The 14,228-nt window shown below is 70.9% G+C and carries 8 protein-coding genes and 1 pseudogene; 3 read left to right on the top strand and 6 right to left on the bottom strand.

Features of this window, described 5'->3' with window-relative positions; genetic code table 11:
* Positions 1-220: 220 nt before the first annotated feature.
* From VKA29_RS27945 to VKA29_RS27930, 4 genes are all read right to left on the bottom strand, one after another.
* A complete protein-coding gene (locus VKA29_RS27945) occupies positions 221-1,837 on the bottom strand; it encodes a glycerol-3-phosphate dehydrogenase/oxidase (RefSeq protein ID WP_324788757.1) in 1,617 nt (538 codons plus the stop codon).
* Positions 1,838-1,846: 9 nt separating this feature from the next.
* Positions 1,847-3,406 carry a glycerol kinase GlpK gene (glpK, locus tag VKA29_RS27940; RefSeq protein WP_324788756.1) on the bottom strand — a complete coding sequence of 520 codons (1,560 nt, stop codon included), beginning with the start codon at positions 3,404-3,406 and terminating at the stop codon, positions 1,847-1,849.
* 67 nt (positions 3,407-3,473) lie between these two features.
* Positions 3,474-4,268 carry an MIP/aquaporin family protein gene (locus VKA29_RS27935; RefSeq protein WP_324788755.1) on the bottom strand — a complete coding sequence of 265 codons (795 nt, stop codon included), beginning with the start codon at positions 4,266-4,268 and terminating at the stop codon, positions 3,474-3,476.
* 369 nt (positions 4,269-4,637) lie between these two features.
* Positions 4,638-5,402, bottom strand: coding sequence for an IclR family transcriptional regulator (locus VKA29_RS27930; protein ID WP_324788754.1), 765 nt, complete (start codon positions 5,400-5,402; stop codon positions 4,638-4,640).
* Positions 5,403-5,856: 454 nt separating this feature from the next.
* On the opposite strand from VKA29_RS27930, the gene metH reads away from it, so the two are divergent.
* The 3 genes from metH (at position 5,857) to VKA29_RS27915 (ending at position 12,325) form a co-directional block, all read left to right on the top strand.
* A complete protein-coding gene (gene metH / locus VKA29_RS27925) occupies positions 5,857-9,366 on the top strand; it encodes a methionine synthase (protein WP_324788753.1) in 3,510 nt (1,169 codons plus the stop codon).
* A gap of 196 nt (positions 9,367-9,562) precedes the next feature.
* Positions 9,563-10,306 carry an HAD family phosphatase gene (locus VKA29_RS27920; RefSeq protein ID WP_324788752.1) on the top strand — a complete coding sequence of 248 codons (744 nt, stop codon included), beginning with the start codon at positions 9,563-9,565 and terminating at the stop codon, positions 10,304-10,306.
* 414 nt (positions 10,307-10,720) lie between these two features.
* Positions 10,721-12,325 carry an ABC transporter substrate-binding protein gene (locus VKA29_RS27915; protein ID WP_324788751.1) on the top strand — a complete coding sequence of 535 codons (1,605 nt, stop codon included), beginning with the start codon at positions 10,721-10,723 and terminating at the stop codon, positions 12,323-12,325.
* 124 nt (positions 12,326-12,449) lie between these two features.
* On the opposite strand, the gene VKA29_RS27910 is transcribed toward VKA29_RS27915, so the two are convergent.
* On the bottom strand, positions 12,450-13,121 hold the full coding sequence (locus VKA29_RS27910; RefSeq protein ID WP_020141342.1) for a response regulator: 672 nt from the start codon (positions 13,119-13,121) through the stop codon (positions 12,450-12,452).
* A gap of 14 nt (positions 13,122-13,135) precedes the next feature.
* Positions 13,136-14,132, bottom strand: a pseudogene (locus tag VKA29_RS27905) (RecB family exonuclease).
* Positions 14,133-14,228 lie beyond the last annotated feature (96 nt).

The following is a 14,228-nucleotide window of genomic DNA, read 5'->3' as shown; positions in this document are numbered from 1 at the left end:
CGGCCTCCCTGTGGTTCCGCTCGTCCGCGAGACATCGGATGTCTCGGGGTCAAGTATGCGGTCCCGCAGATCCGGCCGGACGCCGGACGATCAAGCCGGCGAAGGGGGGCGTCGAGGTGGCGCTGATGGTTGGCGCTGACGGGGGGCGCCGACGGTGGTCGGCCATGGGGTGGCCCCGCCCGCGGGGCCAGCCCATGGCCGACCACCGTCGGCCCGCCGCCTACTTCTCGCCGAGCAGCGCCCGCACCTTCGCGCGCACGTCGTCCGTGGCCAGGCCGCGGATGGTCAGCGTGGTGCGGCGCCGCAGCACGTCGTCCGCCGTCTCGGCCCACTCGTGGTCCCGGGCGTAGACGACCTGTGCCCAGATCTCCGGGGCGTCCGGGTGGACGCGCTCGCCCAGCTCCGGCCGCTCGTTGGCGAGGCGGGCGATGTCGAAGGCCAGCGAGCCGTAGTGGGTGGCCAGGTGCCGGGCGGTGTCGGCGGCCATGCGCGGACCCGGCGCCGGACGGTCAACCAGCAGCCGGTGCGCGACCGCGCGCGGGTTCGCCACCCCCGGCAGCGGCAGCCTCCTCGGCAGGGACGCGACCGGCTCGAAGCCGTCGCCCAGCGGGTGACCGGGCAGTTCCTGGAGCTTCTTCATCACCGTGCGGCCGATGTGGCGGAAGGTCGTCCACTTGCCGCCCGCGACGGACAGCATGCCGCCCCGGCCCTCGGTGACGACCGTCTCCCGCTTGGCCTTCGCCGTGTCGCCGGGCCCGCCCGGCAGCACGCGCAGACCCGCGAAGGCGTACGTGATCAGGTCACGGTCGAGCTGCTGGTCCCGGACGGAGAACGCGGCCTCGTCCAGGATCTGGGCTATGTCCTGGTCGGTCACCGCGACGTCCGCCGGATCGCCCTGGAACTCCTCGTCGGTGGTGCCGAGCAGCAGCATGTCCTCCCACGGGAGGGCGAAGGTGATGCGGTACTTGTCGATCGGGGTGGCCAGCGCGGCCTTCCACGGGGAGGTGCGCTTGAGGACCAGGTGCGCGCCCTTCGACAGCCGGATCGACGGGGCGGCCTTCGGGTCCTCCATGCGGCGCAGGTGGTCCACCCACGGGCCGGTGGCGTTGAGCACGAGGCGGGCGTCCACCCCGAACTCGTCCCCGGACAGGCGGTCGCGCAGTTCCGCGCCGGTCACCCGGCCCCTGGTGAAGCGCAGGCCGGTCACCTCGGCGTGGTTGAGCACCACCGCGCCCGACTCGACGGCCGCGCGGACCGTCATCAGCGCCATGCGCGCGTCGTTCATCTGGTCGTCGCCGTACACGGCCACGGCCTTGAGGTTCTCGGTGCGCAGCTCGGGCACGTCCTGCGCGGCCCGCGCGGGGCTGAGCAGGTGGCCGACGCCGTCCCCGAACGCCGACAGCATCGAGTACGCGAACACGCCGGCCCCGAGCTTCGCGGCGCCGTGCGGCCCGCCCCTGTACACGGGGAGGTAGAAGGTGAGCGGGTTCGCCAGGTGGGGGGCTACCTGGCGGGAGACCGCACGGCGCTCGAAGTGGTTCTCCGCCACCAGCTTCACCGCGCCGGTCTGCAGGTAGCGCAGACCGCCGTGGAGCAGCTTGGAGGAGGCGGACGACGTGGCACCGGCGAAGTCGCCGGCGTCGACCAGGGCCACCCTGAGGCCGGACTGCGCGGCGTGCCAGGCGGTGGAGATGCCCAGGATGCCGCCGCCGATCACGAGAAGGTCGTACGACGCCCTGGCGAGCTGCTCCCGGGTCTCGGCTCGGCTCGGGTTTGCGCCGGACGCCGGACGCGTCCCCAGGGCAGGCACGGACTGCAGGGTGGACTGAGTGGTCATGTCGGGTTCTTACTCCTCGTCCTCGAGCCAGCCCATGGTCCGTTCGACGGCCTTGAGCCAGCTCTTGTACTCACGGTCGCGGGTCTCCGCGTCCATGCGGGGGGTCCACTCGGCGGCCCGGCGCCAGTTGGCGCGCAGGTCGTCGGTGCTGGTCCAGAAGCCGACGGCGAGGCCGGCGGCGTAGGCGGCGCCGAGGCAGGTGGTCTCGGCGACCATCGGACGCACCACGGGCGCGTCCAGGACGTCCGCGAGCGTCTGCATCAGCAGGTTGTTGGAGGTCATGCCGCCGTCGACCTTGAGGGCGGTCAGTTCGACGCCGGAGTCCTTGGTCATCGCGTCGCTGATCTCGCGGGTCTGCCAGGCGGTGGCCTCCAGCACGGCGCGCGCCAGGTGCGCCTTGGTGACGTACCGGGTCAGTCCGGCGATCACACCGCGGGCGTCGGGGCGCCAGTACGGGGCGAACAGGCCGGAGAAGGCCGGCACGAAGTAGGCGCCGCCGTTGTCCTCGACCGACAGCGCGAGCGTCTCGATCTCGGCCGCGGTGGAGATCAGGCCCATCTGGTCGCGCATCCACTGCACCAGCGAACCGGTGACGGCGATGGAGCCCTCCAGGGCGTAGACCGGGGTCTGGTCGCCGATCCGGTAGCCGACCGTGGTCAGCAGGCCGGAGTAGGAGTTGATGATCTTCTCACCGGTGTTCATCAGCATGAAGGTGCCGGTGCCGTACGTGGACTTCGCCTCGCCCTCGGAGAAGCAGGTCTGGCCGAACAGGGCCGCCTGCTGGTCGCCGAGCGCGGAGGCGACCGGGATGCCGCCGAGCAACTCGCCCAGCTTGCCGCCGGTGATCTCGCCGTACACCTCGGCCGAGGAGCGGATCTCCGGGAGCATCGCCATCGGGACGCCGATGGACTCGCAGATCTTCGGGTCCCACTCCAGGGTGTGGAGGTTCATCAGCATGGTGCGGGAGGCGTTGGTGACGTCGGTGACGTGCCGGCCGCCGTCGACGCCGCCGGTCAGGTTCCAGATGACCCAGCTGTCCATGGTGCCGAAGAGGATGTCGCCCGCCTCCGCGCGCTCGCGCAGGCCGTCGACGTGGTCGAGCAGCCAGCGGGCCTTCGGGCCGGCGAAGTAGGAGGCCAGCGGCAGGCCGGTCTCGCGGCGGAAGCGGTCCTGGCCGACGTTGCGGCCGAGCTCCTTGCACAGGGCGTCGGTGCGGGTGTCCTGCCAGACGAGGGCGTTGTGGACGGGCTCACCGGTGTTCTTGTCCCACAGCAGCGTGGTCTCGCGCTGGTTGGTGATGCCGATGGCCTTGATGTCGTCGCGGGTGATGCCGGCCTTCTCGATGGCTCCGGCGACGACCTCCTGGACGTTGGTCCAGATCTCGGTGGCGTCGTGCTCCACCCAGCCCGGCTTCGGGAAGATCTGCTCGTGCTCCTTCTGGTCGACGGAGACGATGCGGCCGTCGCGGTCGAAGACGATGCAGCGGGAGGAGGTCGTGCCCTGGTCGATGGCGGCGATGAAGGGGCCTTGGCCGTGGGACGAGATGCCGGCGGTGTGGGCGTCGGTCACTGTGTGCTCCTGGAGGGTCCGTGGTCGAAGGGCCGCGCGTACGGCACGCGCTGGAGGTCCGGTGTGTCTAGGCGAACGCGGCGTTGTAGATGCCCGCGGCTGTCGCGCCGCCGATCAGCGGGCCGACCACCGGGACCCAGGCGTAGCTCCAGTCGGAACCGCCCTTGCCGGGCAGGGGCAGCAGGGCGTGCATGATGCGCGGGCCGAGGTCGCGGGCGGGGTTGATGGCGTATCCGGTCGGGCCGCCGAGGGACAGGCCGATCGACACCACGACGAGCGAGGTGATCAGCGCGCCCAGGGTGCCGAGGCCCTTTCCGCTGTCGTTGAGTCCCTGCGTCAGGACGGCGAGGACCAGCACGATCGTGCCGATGATCTCCGTCGCGAGGTTCTGCACCGCGTTGCGGATCTCCGGACCGGTGGAGAAGATGCCGAGCACCGGGCCGGCGCCCTTCTCCTGCGCCTCCACGGCCTTGGCCGCGGTGGCCTGCGCCCCCGGACCGCCGACGATCTCCCGGTCGGTGAGGTGGGCGTGGAACTGCCCGTAGTAGGCGACCCACACCAGCGTCGCGCCGATCATGGCGCCCAGGAGCTGCCCGGCCCAGTAGACCGGCACGTCGCTCCAGTCGCCGTCCTTGACGGCGAGGGCGAGCGTGACGGCCGGGTTCAGGTGGGCGCCGGACAGCGGCGCCGAGGTGTAGACCGCGGTGAGTACGGCGAAGCCCCAGCCTAAGGCGATGGCGAGCCAGCCGGCGTTGCGGGCTTTGGAGGCCTTCAGCGTGACGGCGGCGCAGACGCCGCCGCCGAGCAGGATGAGTACGGCGGTACCGATGGTCTCGCCGATGAAGATGTCGGAGCTGGACACCCGCGACTCCTTTGTCCTTCGTCCAGGGGAGCCGGAACCCCGGGGTCCCTCCGGGGGTTCGGCGCCCTCGGGGGTGAGAGCGATGCCGGCCCTTGGCGTTGCCACACTCTAGCGTGAATTGCCGGTAGGTGTTCGACAATGCCGACCGCTGGACGGGAGTCTCGCTGGGGGGTCACGTGTGCGTCAATAGTTCGTTTACCGAAAATGTGATCGTTACTCATCGCCATGAGCTGTCGATCTTCCTGGTCAGTGCCCTCGGCGGGGTGTGCGGGTACGTGGGTCGGAGGGGAAGTTTGCCGCTTTTGTCGGCACATGGCGATGGCCGGAACGCCACCCGGCATTCCGGCCGCCGTTCGCGTCCCGCGCCGGTCAGAACCGCCCGGCGCCCAGATCCCGCGACACCGCACGCGCGCAGTCCCGCACCGCCGCGATCAGCTCCGGCCGCAGCTCGCCGTCCCGGCACAGCCGCTCCACCGCGCCGGTGATGCCGACCGCGCCCACCGGCATCCGCCGCCGGTCGTGGATGGGCGCGGCGATGGCCGCCACGCCCTCCCAGGTCTCCTCGACGTCCGCCGCCCAGCCACGCGCGCGGGTGATGTCGAGGATGTGCTCGAAGCCCTCCAGGTCGCACACGGTGCGCTCGGTGAAGGCCTTGCGGTCGGCCTCCAGCGCCTCGCTGTGCGCGACCGGGTCGTACGCCGACAGCACTTTGCCCAGGGCCGTGGAGTGCAGCGGCTGCATCGCCCCGATCTCCAGCACCTGCCGGCTGTCGTCGGGCCGGAAGACGTGGTGCACGACCAGCACGCCGTGCTGGTGCAGCACGCCCAGGTAGACGCTCTCGCCGCTGGAACGGGCCAGGTCGTCCGCCCACACCAGGGCCCGCGCCCGCAGCTCGTGCACGTCGAGATAGGTGGTGCCCAGGCGCAGCAGCTCCGCCCCCAGCTGGTAGCGCCCCGACGCCTCGTCCTGCTCGACGAAGCCCTCCTGCTGCAGGGTGCGCAGAATGCCGTGGGCGGTGCCCTTGGCGAGGCCCAGCGAGGAGGCGATGTCCGACAGGCCGAGGCGCCGCTCACCGCCCGCGAGGAGCCGCAGCATCGCGGCCGCCCGTTCGAGCGACTGGATGTTCCGTGCCATCGCCGTGCTGCCTCCGTCCCCTTCGACCGTCGCCGTGCGAGGTCGCCGCCACTGTTCGGCAATGTCGAACACTACCGGTCGATGCCGACCTCCCGCTAATGGTCGGTCAACACCTGTTGCGTCACCCGTATCCCGCCGGTGCCCCGCCCGTCATCCTCGCCCGCCTCGCGGACGCCCCGACCACCGGGGCGGCCGTCCGGCCCATGGACGCCCCGGTCACCCGGGCGGTCCTCCTCGCGGACGCCCCGACCGCCCCGGCGGTCCTCATAGTGTCGCCCCGACCGCCCCGGCGGTCCTCATCGTGTCGCCTCGGTCACCCGGGCGGTCGTCCGGCCCGTGGACGCCCCGACCGTCGGTCGGCCGACCCGGTTACTCTGACGTGGTGCGCCCGCCGCGGAGAGTTCCGCGGGCGGACGCAAAGCCGACAGCCGTCGCACCTCAAGGGAGCCCCTTCATGGCCTCGTCGCCGACCCCTTCCGCCGACAGCCGGACCCGTGTGTCCGAACTCCGTGAGGCCCTGGCCACCCGTGTGGTGGTCGCCGACGGAGCGATGGGCACCATGCTCCAGGCCCAGGAGCCGACCCTGGAGGACTTCGAGAACCTCGAGGGATGCAACGAGGTCCTCAACGTCACCCGGCCCGACATCGTCCGGTCGGTCCATGAGGCGTACTTCGCCGTGGGCGTCGACTGCGTCGAGACCAACACCTTCGGCGCCAACCACGCCGCCATGGCCGAGTACGAGATCGAAGGCCGCGTCTTCGAGCTGTCCGAGGCCGGCGCCCGCATCGCCCGCGAGGTGGCCGACGAGTTCACCGCCGGTGACGGCCGCCGCCGCTGGGTCCTGGGCTCGATCGGCCCCGGCACCAAGCTGCCGACCCTGGGCCACGTCCCCTACACCACCCTCCGCGACGGCTTCCAGGCCAACGCCGAGGGCCTGCTCGCCGGCGGCGCCGACGCCCTGATCGTCGAGACCACCCAGGACCTGCTGCAGACCAAGGCCTCCGTCCTGGGCGCCCGCCGCGCCATGCGGGCCGCCGGCGTCGAGGTGCCCCTGCTGTGCTCGATGGCCTTCGAGACGACCGGCACCATGCTCCTGGGCTCCGAGATCGGCGCCGCGCTCACCGCGCTGGAGCCGCTCGGCATCGACATGATCGGCCTGAACTGCTCCACCGGCCCCGCCGAGATGAGCGAGCACCTGCGCTACCTCGCCCGGCACTCCCGCATCCCGCTGCTGTGCATGCCGAACGCCGGCCTGCCCGTCCTCACCAAGGACGGCGCCCACTTCCCGCTGGACGCGGAGGGCCTCGCCGACGCGCAGCAGACCTTCGTCCGGGACTACGGCCTCTCCCTCGTCGGCGGCTGCTGCGGCACCACCCCCGAACACCTGCGCCAGGTCGTCGAGCGGGTCCGCGACCTCACCCCGGCCGAGCGCGCCCCGCAGCCCGAGCCGGGCGCCGCCTCCCTCTACCAGACGGTCCCCTTCCGCCAGGACACCTCCTACCTGGCGATCGGCGAGCGCACCAACGCCAACGGCTCCAAGAAGTTCCGCGAGGCCATGCTGGAGGGCCGCTGGGACGACTGCGTGGAGATGGCACGCGAGCAGATCCGCGAGGGCGCGCACATGCTCGACCTGTGCGTGGACTACGTCGGCCGCGACGGCGTCGCCGACATGGAGGAACTCGCCGGCCGCCTGGCCACCGCCTCCACCCTGCCGATCGTCCTGGACTCCACCGAGGTCGACGTCGTCCGGGCCGGCCTGGAGAAGCTCGGCGGCCGCGCGGTCATCAACTCCGTCAACTACGAGGACGGCGACGGCCCCGAGTCCCGCTTCGCCCAGGTCACCCGGCTCGCCAGGGAGCACGGCGCCGCGCTGATCGCGCTGACCATCGACGAGGAGGGCCAGGCCCGCACCGCGGAGAAGAAGGTCGAGATCGCCGAACGGCTCATCGCCGACCTGACCGGCACCTGGGGCATCCACGAGTCGGACATCCTCATCGACTGTCTGACCTTCACCATCTGTACCGGCCAGGAGGAGTCCCGGGGGGACGGCATCGCCACCATCGAGGCGATCCGCGAGCTCAAGCGCCGCCACCCGGACGTGCAGACCACCCTCGGCCTGTCGAACATCTCCTTCGGCCTCAACCCGGCCGCCCGCATCCTGCTCAACTCCGTCTTCCTGGACGAGTGCGTCAAGGCGGGCCTGGACTCGGCGATCGTGCACGCCTCCAAGATCCTGCCGATCGCCCGCTTCAGCGAGGAGGAGGTCACCACCGCCCTCGACCTCATCCACGACCGCCGCGGCGAGGGCTACGACCCGCTGCAGAAGCTGATGGCCCTGTTCGAGGGCGCCACCGCCAAGTCCCTGAAGGCCGGCAAGGCCGAGGAACTCGCCGCGCTGCCGCTGGAGGAGCGCCTCAAGCGCCGCATCATCGACGGCGAGCGCAACGGCCTGGAGGCCGACCTCGACGCCGCGCTCCAGGAGCGGCCCGCCCTCGACATCGTCAACGAGACGCTGCTGGACGGCATGAAGACCGTCGGCGAACTGTTCGGCTCCGGCCAGATGCAACTGCCGTTCGTCCTGCAGTCCGCCGAGGTCATGAAGGCGGCCGTCGCCCACCTCGAACCGCACATGGAGAAGACCGACGAGGCCGGCAAGGGCACCATCGTGCTGGCCACCGTGCGCGGCGACGTGCACGACATCGGCAAGAACCTGGTGGACATCATCCTGTCCAACAACGGCTACAACGTCGTCAACCTGGGCATCAAGCAGCCGGTCTCCGCGATCCTGGAGGCGGCCGAGGAGCACAGGGCCGACGTCATCGGCATGTCCGGACTCCTCGTCAAATCCACCGTGATCATGAAGGAGAACCTGGAGGAGCTCAACCAGCGCGGCCTGGCAGCCACTTACCCGGTCATCCTCGGCGGCGCCGCCCTCACCCGGGCGTACGTCGAGCAGGACCTGCACGAGCTGTACGAGGGCGAAGTCCGCTACGCCCGCGACGCGTTCGAGGGACTGCGCCTGATGGACGCCCTCATCGGCGTCAAGCGGGGCGTACCCGGCGCGAAACTGCCCGAGCTGAAGCAGCGCCGGGTACGCGCCGCCGCCGTCGAGGTGGCGGAACGGCCGGAGGAGGGCCACGTCCGCTCGGACGTCGCCACCGACAACCCCGTCCCCACCCCGCCGTTTTGGGGCACCCGCGTCATCAAGGGCATCCAGCTCAAGGAATACGCGAGCTGGCTGGACGAGGGCGCGCTGTTCAAGGGGCAGTGGGGTCTGAAGCAGGCCCGCTCCGGCGAGGGACCGACGTACGGGGAACTCGTCGAGAGCGAGGGCCGGCCGCGGCTGCGCGGCCTGCTGGACCGGCTCCAGACGGAGAACCTGCTGGAAGCCGCCGTCGTCTACGGCTACTTCCCCTGCGTCTCCAAGGACGACGACCTGATCGTCCTGGACGAACGGGGCAACGAACGAACCCGCTTCACCTTCCCCCGCCAGCGCCGCGGCCGCCGGCTCTGCCTGGCCGACTTCTTCCGCCCGGAGGAATCGGGCGAGACCGACGTCGTCGGCTTCCAGGTCGTCACCGTCGGCTCCCGCATCGGCGCGGAGACGGCCCGCATGTTCGAGGCGAACGCGTACCGCGACTACCTCGAACTGCACGGCCTGTCCGTGCAGTTGGCCGAAGCGCTCGCCGAGTACTGGCACGCGCGCGTGCGCGGCGAACTCGGCTTCGCGGGCGAGGACCCGAGCGACATCGAGGACATGTTCGCCCTCAAGTACCGGGGCGCCCGCTTCTCCCTCGGCTACGGCGCCTGCCCGAACCTGGAGGACCGCGCCAAGATCGCCGACCTGCTCCAGCCGGAGCGCATCGGCGTCCACCTGTCCGAGGAGTTCCAGCTGCACCCCGAACAGTCCACGGACGCGATCGTGATCCACCACCCGGAGGCGAAGTACTTCAACGCCCGCTGACCGGCCCCTCCGGGGCCGCACCGGCACACGCCGGGACCACCCCCGGCCGTATCGCCGGTGTGCCCCGGCACACCCGTTTCAAACGAGGCGCTTCGCCCGCGACAGTCGTACACTGGTCGGTCCACCGCAGGCCGGTTGCTCACCTTTGCGAAAAAGGAGCAGCCGGCCTGATCGTCCCTCAAGGAGGTGCGCCCGGATGACCAGTACGGTCCCCGCGCCCGGATCCCTTCCCCAAGCTCTCGGCTCCGCACGAGCAACGGAGATCCCGACGGCCCAGAACTCGGGCTCAGCCCTGCAGGCCGTGCTCCTGGACATGGACGGAACCCTGGTGGACACCGAGGGGTTCTGGTGGGACGTCGAGGTGGAGGTCTTCGCCCGCCTCGGTCATGCCCTGGACGACTCCTGGCGCCACGTCGTCGTCGGCGGCCCCATGACACGCAGCGCGGGCTTCCTGATCGAAGCCACCGGCGCCGACATCGACCTCGCCGAACTCACGGTCCTGCTCAACCAGGGGTTCGAGGAGCGCATCGCCGACGCCCTGCCGCTGATGCCGGGCGCCGCCAGGCTGCTCGCCGAACTCTCCGAGTACGCGGTCCCGACCGCCCTGGTCTCCGCGTCCCACCGGCGCATCATCGACCGCGTCCTCGGCTCGCTCGGGTCCCACCACTTCGGGCTGTCCGTCGCCGGCGACGAGGTGCGGCGCACCAAGCCCCACCCCGATCCGTACCTGGTCGCGGCAGCCGGACTGGGCGTGGACCCGACCAGATGCGCGGTCGTGGAGGACACCGCGACCGGCGTCGCCGCCGCCGAGGCCGCGGGCTGCCACGTGGTGGCCGTGCCGTCGGTCGCCCCCATCGCGCCCGCCGAGCGGCGCACGGTCGTCTCCTCCCTGGAAGCGGTCGACCTGGCCTTCCTGCGCGGCCTGATGCCCACGAGCTGACCGGGACACCCAAGAGCGTTCCCCCCGAGGCCTCCCGAGTCCCCCCGGGTCCTGGGGCATTGGCGGACGGCTGAATTCCGCTCCCTCGTACAATGTTTGACCATGTGACGTTCCCCACTCACCAGGCGGTCGACAGGACGGCCGAGGTGTGCTGTTCACCCCCATTCGGGGGTGTCCGGCGTGCCCTTGTGTCCTGATTGGTGGAACGCTGCACGAATCCTTCCGCTGTCGGGTTTTCGGTGTGTCCACACCCGGTTTCGCTGCGTGATGGCAGATCGCCCCCGGTGACCGCGAGCCCCCGTGCGGGCGCGCATTAACCTCGTCGCGAGAACATCAACCCCTACCCCTGTGCATCCGCATCGACACCCCCGCATGCCGGATACACGGACCTCACAGCTCTGGAGAAACTCGAGCATGAACCGCAAGACTTTGGTGCTGCCGGCCGTGGTCGGCCTGCTCGCGCCGGTTCTCGCCGCCTGTGGCGGGTCCGACGGCGGCAGCGACGGCGGGGATGCGATCGTCGTCGGCACCACGGACCGGTTCACCGCCACGAAGGACGCCCCGGCGCCGCTCGACCCCGCGTACGCCTACGACGTCGGCAGCTGGAACATCCTGCGCCAGACCGTGCAGACCCTGATGATCCAGCCGAAGGGCGAGGGCGACCCGGTGCCCGAGGCAGCACAGAGCTGCGCGTTCACCGACTCGGGCAACGAGCGCTACGCCTGCAAGCTGCGCGACGGCCTGAAGTTCTCCAACGGCGACAAGATCACCGCGGCCGACGTGAAGTACTCCATCGACCGCGCCCGCGCCATCAAGGCCGACTCCGGCGTCTTCGCCCTGCTGTCCACCATCGACACCGTCGAGACACAGGGTGACAACGAGGTCATCTTCCACCTCAAGACCGCCGACGCCACCTTCCCCTTCAAGCTGTCGACCCCGGTCGCGGGCATCATCAACCCCGACGACTACCAGAAGGACAAGCTGCGCGACGGCTTCGCCGTGGACGGCTCCGGCCCGTACACCCTGCACACCGAGGTCAAGAACGACGAGGTCGTCAAGGCCACCTTCACCAAGAACCCCGACTACAAGGGCGTCCTGAAGGTCAACAACTCCAAGGTCGACATGGTCTCCTTCGCGGACGCCACGGAGATGGGCAACGCCCTGGACAAGGGTGACATCGACGTCATGACCCGCACCATGTCGCCGCAGCAGATCCAGGCGCTGTCCACCAAGTCGGGCGGCAGCGTGGACCTGGTGGAGATGGCCGGCCTGGAGATCCGCTACCTCGCCTTCAACACCAGCGCCCCGACGGTGAAGTCCAAGGCCGTCCGCCAGGCGATCGCCCAGCTCATCAACCGCGGCGAGCTCGTCTCCAAGGTCTACGGCACCCAGGCCGAGCCGCTCTACTCGATGGTCCCGGCGAGCATCACCGGCCACTCCAACTCGTTCTTCAACAAGTACGGGGACCCGAGCGTCGCCAAGGCCAAGGCCCTGCTGACCGCCGCCGGCATCACCTCCCCGGTCAAGCTGACCCTGCACTACACGACCGACCACTACGGCCCCGCCACGAAGAAGGAGTTCGAGGTCCTGCGGCAGCAGCTCAACGACAGCGGGCTGTTCGACGTCGCCGTCAAGGGCGCGCCCTGGGACACCTTCGTCCCGGCCGAGCGCAAGGGCGAGTACGACGCCTTCGGCATGGGCTGGTTCCCGGACTTCCCGGACGCCGACAACTACCTCGCGCCCTTCCTCGACAAGGACAACTTCCTCAAGTTGCCGTACCGCAACAGCACCATCATCAACAGCCTGATCCCGGAGTCCCGCCGCGAGGCGGACCGGGTCGGGGCGGCCAAGAGCCTCACCGAGATCCAGGACGCCATCGCCGAGGACGTCCCGCTGCTGCCGCTGTGGCAGGGCAAGCAGTACGTCGCATCCGGCGACAAGGTCACCGGCACCGCGTACGCGCTCAACTCCGCCTCCAGCCTCCAGCTGTGGGAACTCGGCCGCGGCGTGGGCGGCTGAGACCCACCCGGTTCTCCGGCAGCCCCGCAAGGTCCCGACCCGGCAAGGGCCTGAGCGACGGCCGGCGAAAACACCGAGGGCGCCCCTTCCGCACGGAAGGCGCGCCCTCTTTCGTCGTCCGGCCCTACTGCGCGCCGGGGCGCACCAGCCCGCTCTCGTACGCGTACACCGCCGCCTGCACCCGGTCGCGCAGGCCCAGCTTGGTCAGTACATGGCCCACGTGCGTCTTGACCGTCGTCTCGCTGACGAACAGGTCGGCGGCGATCTCCGCGTTGGACAGACCGCGGGCCACCAGCTTCAGCACCTCCACCTCGCGGTCGGTGAGCGTGTGCAGCGTGTCCGGCACCGGCTCGTCGCCGGACGGCAGATGCGTGGCGTACTTGTCGAGCAGCCGCCGCGTGATGCTCGGCGCGAGCATCGCCTCGCCCGCGGCCACCACCCGGATCGCCTGCACCAGCTCATTGGCGGGCGCGTCCTTCAGCAGGAACCCGCTGGCGCCCGCCCGCAGCGCCTCCACCACGTACTCGTCGAGGTCGAAGGTGGTCAGCACCAGCACCTTCGCCGGGCCGTCCCGCCCGGGCCCGGTGATCTGCCGGGTCGCCTCCACGCCGTCCATACGCGGCATGCGGATGTCCATCAGGACCACGTCGGGCTGCAGGGCCCGTACCTGGTCGAGAGCCTGGAGGCCGTCTCCGGCCTCGCCGACGACCGCGATGTCCTGCTCGGCCTCCAGGATCATCCGGAACCCGGTACGCAGCAGCGGCTGGTCGTCGACCAATAGGACGCGGATGGCCACGTAAGTCTCCTTCGCTAGTCCGGCCCCATTCTGCCCTGCGCCCGCTCAGCGACCGGACCCGGACGCCCGGACCGGCAGCGGATACGGCGGGGGAGTGCCGCCGAACTCCGGGCAGTGCGCCCGGTGGTCGCACCAGCCGCAGAGCTTCGTCGGCCGCGGCCGCCAGTCGCCCGTCTCCGTCGCCAGCCGGATCGCCTCCCACAGCGCCAGCAGCTTCCGCTCCACACGCTCCAGGTCGGCGAGGACCGGGTCGTACGTCAGCACGTCCCCACTGCCCAGGTACACGAGCTGGAGCCGGCGCGGGATCACCTTCTTCAGCCGCCACACCACCAGGGCGTAGAACTTCATCTGGAACAGGGCGCTCTCCGCGTACTCGGGCCGGGGCGCCTTGCCCGTCTTGTAGTCGACGATCCGCACCTCGCCCGTCGCCGCCACGTCCACCCGGTCGATGATCCCGCGCAGCCTCAGCCCGGAGGCCAGCTCCGCCTCGACGAACAGCTCCCGCTCGGCGGGCTCCAGCCGGGTCGGGTCCTCCAGCGTGAACCAGCGCTCGACGAGCCGCTCCGCCTCCGTCAGCCACCGGGCGAGCCGCTCGCCGTCGGCGTCGTCCCGGAACAGCTCCGCGACCTCCGGCCGGGTCTCCCGCAGCCGGTCCCACTGCCCGGGGACGAGGGACCTGGCGCGGGGCGCGGTCCGCTCGGCGGCCGGTGCGTCGAAGAGGCGCTCCAGCACCGCGTGCACCAGGGTCCCCCTGGTGGCCGCCTCGCTGGGCTTCTCCGGCAGCCGGTCGATGACCCGGAACCGGTACAGCAGAGGGCACTGCATGAAGTCGCCGGCCCGGGACGGGGACAGTGCGGTGGGCACGCCGGCCGCCGGCCGGGCACCCGCCGTGCCCACCGCACTCACCGCTTCGGCCGTCACCACCGCCACCGGCTCCGCCGGAACCGGCGCCCCGGCCTGTGCGGCGCCGCCGTCGGGGGCCTGCGCCGCGTCCTCCGTGCTCGTCTCCATGCCCCAGACCTTACGGCCCGCCACTGACAGTGATCCGGTCGAGGCCGTGACAGGTGCGACGGAGGGGGAAACACAGGGGGTGCCGGGGCGGAACGC

Origin of the sequence: Streptomyces sp. H51 (genome assembly GCF_035656535.1) — a bacterium.
Lineage (GTDB): Bacteria > Actinomycetota > Actinomycetes > Streptomycetales > Streptomycetaceae > Streptomyces.
Note: the sequence above shows the minus strand (reverse complement) of the source record. Positions and strands in the feature narration are given on the sequence as shown.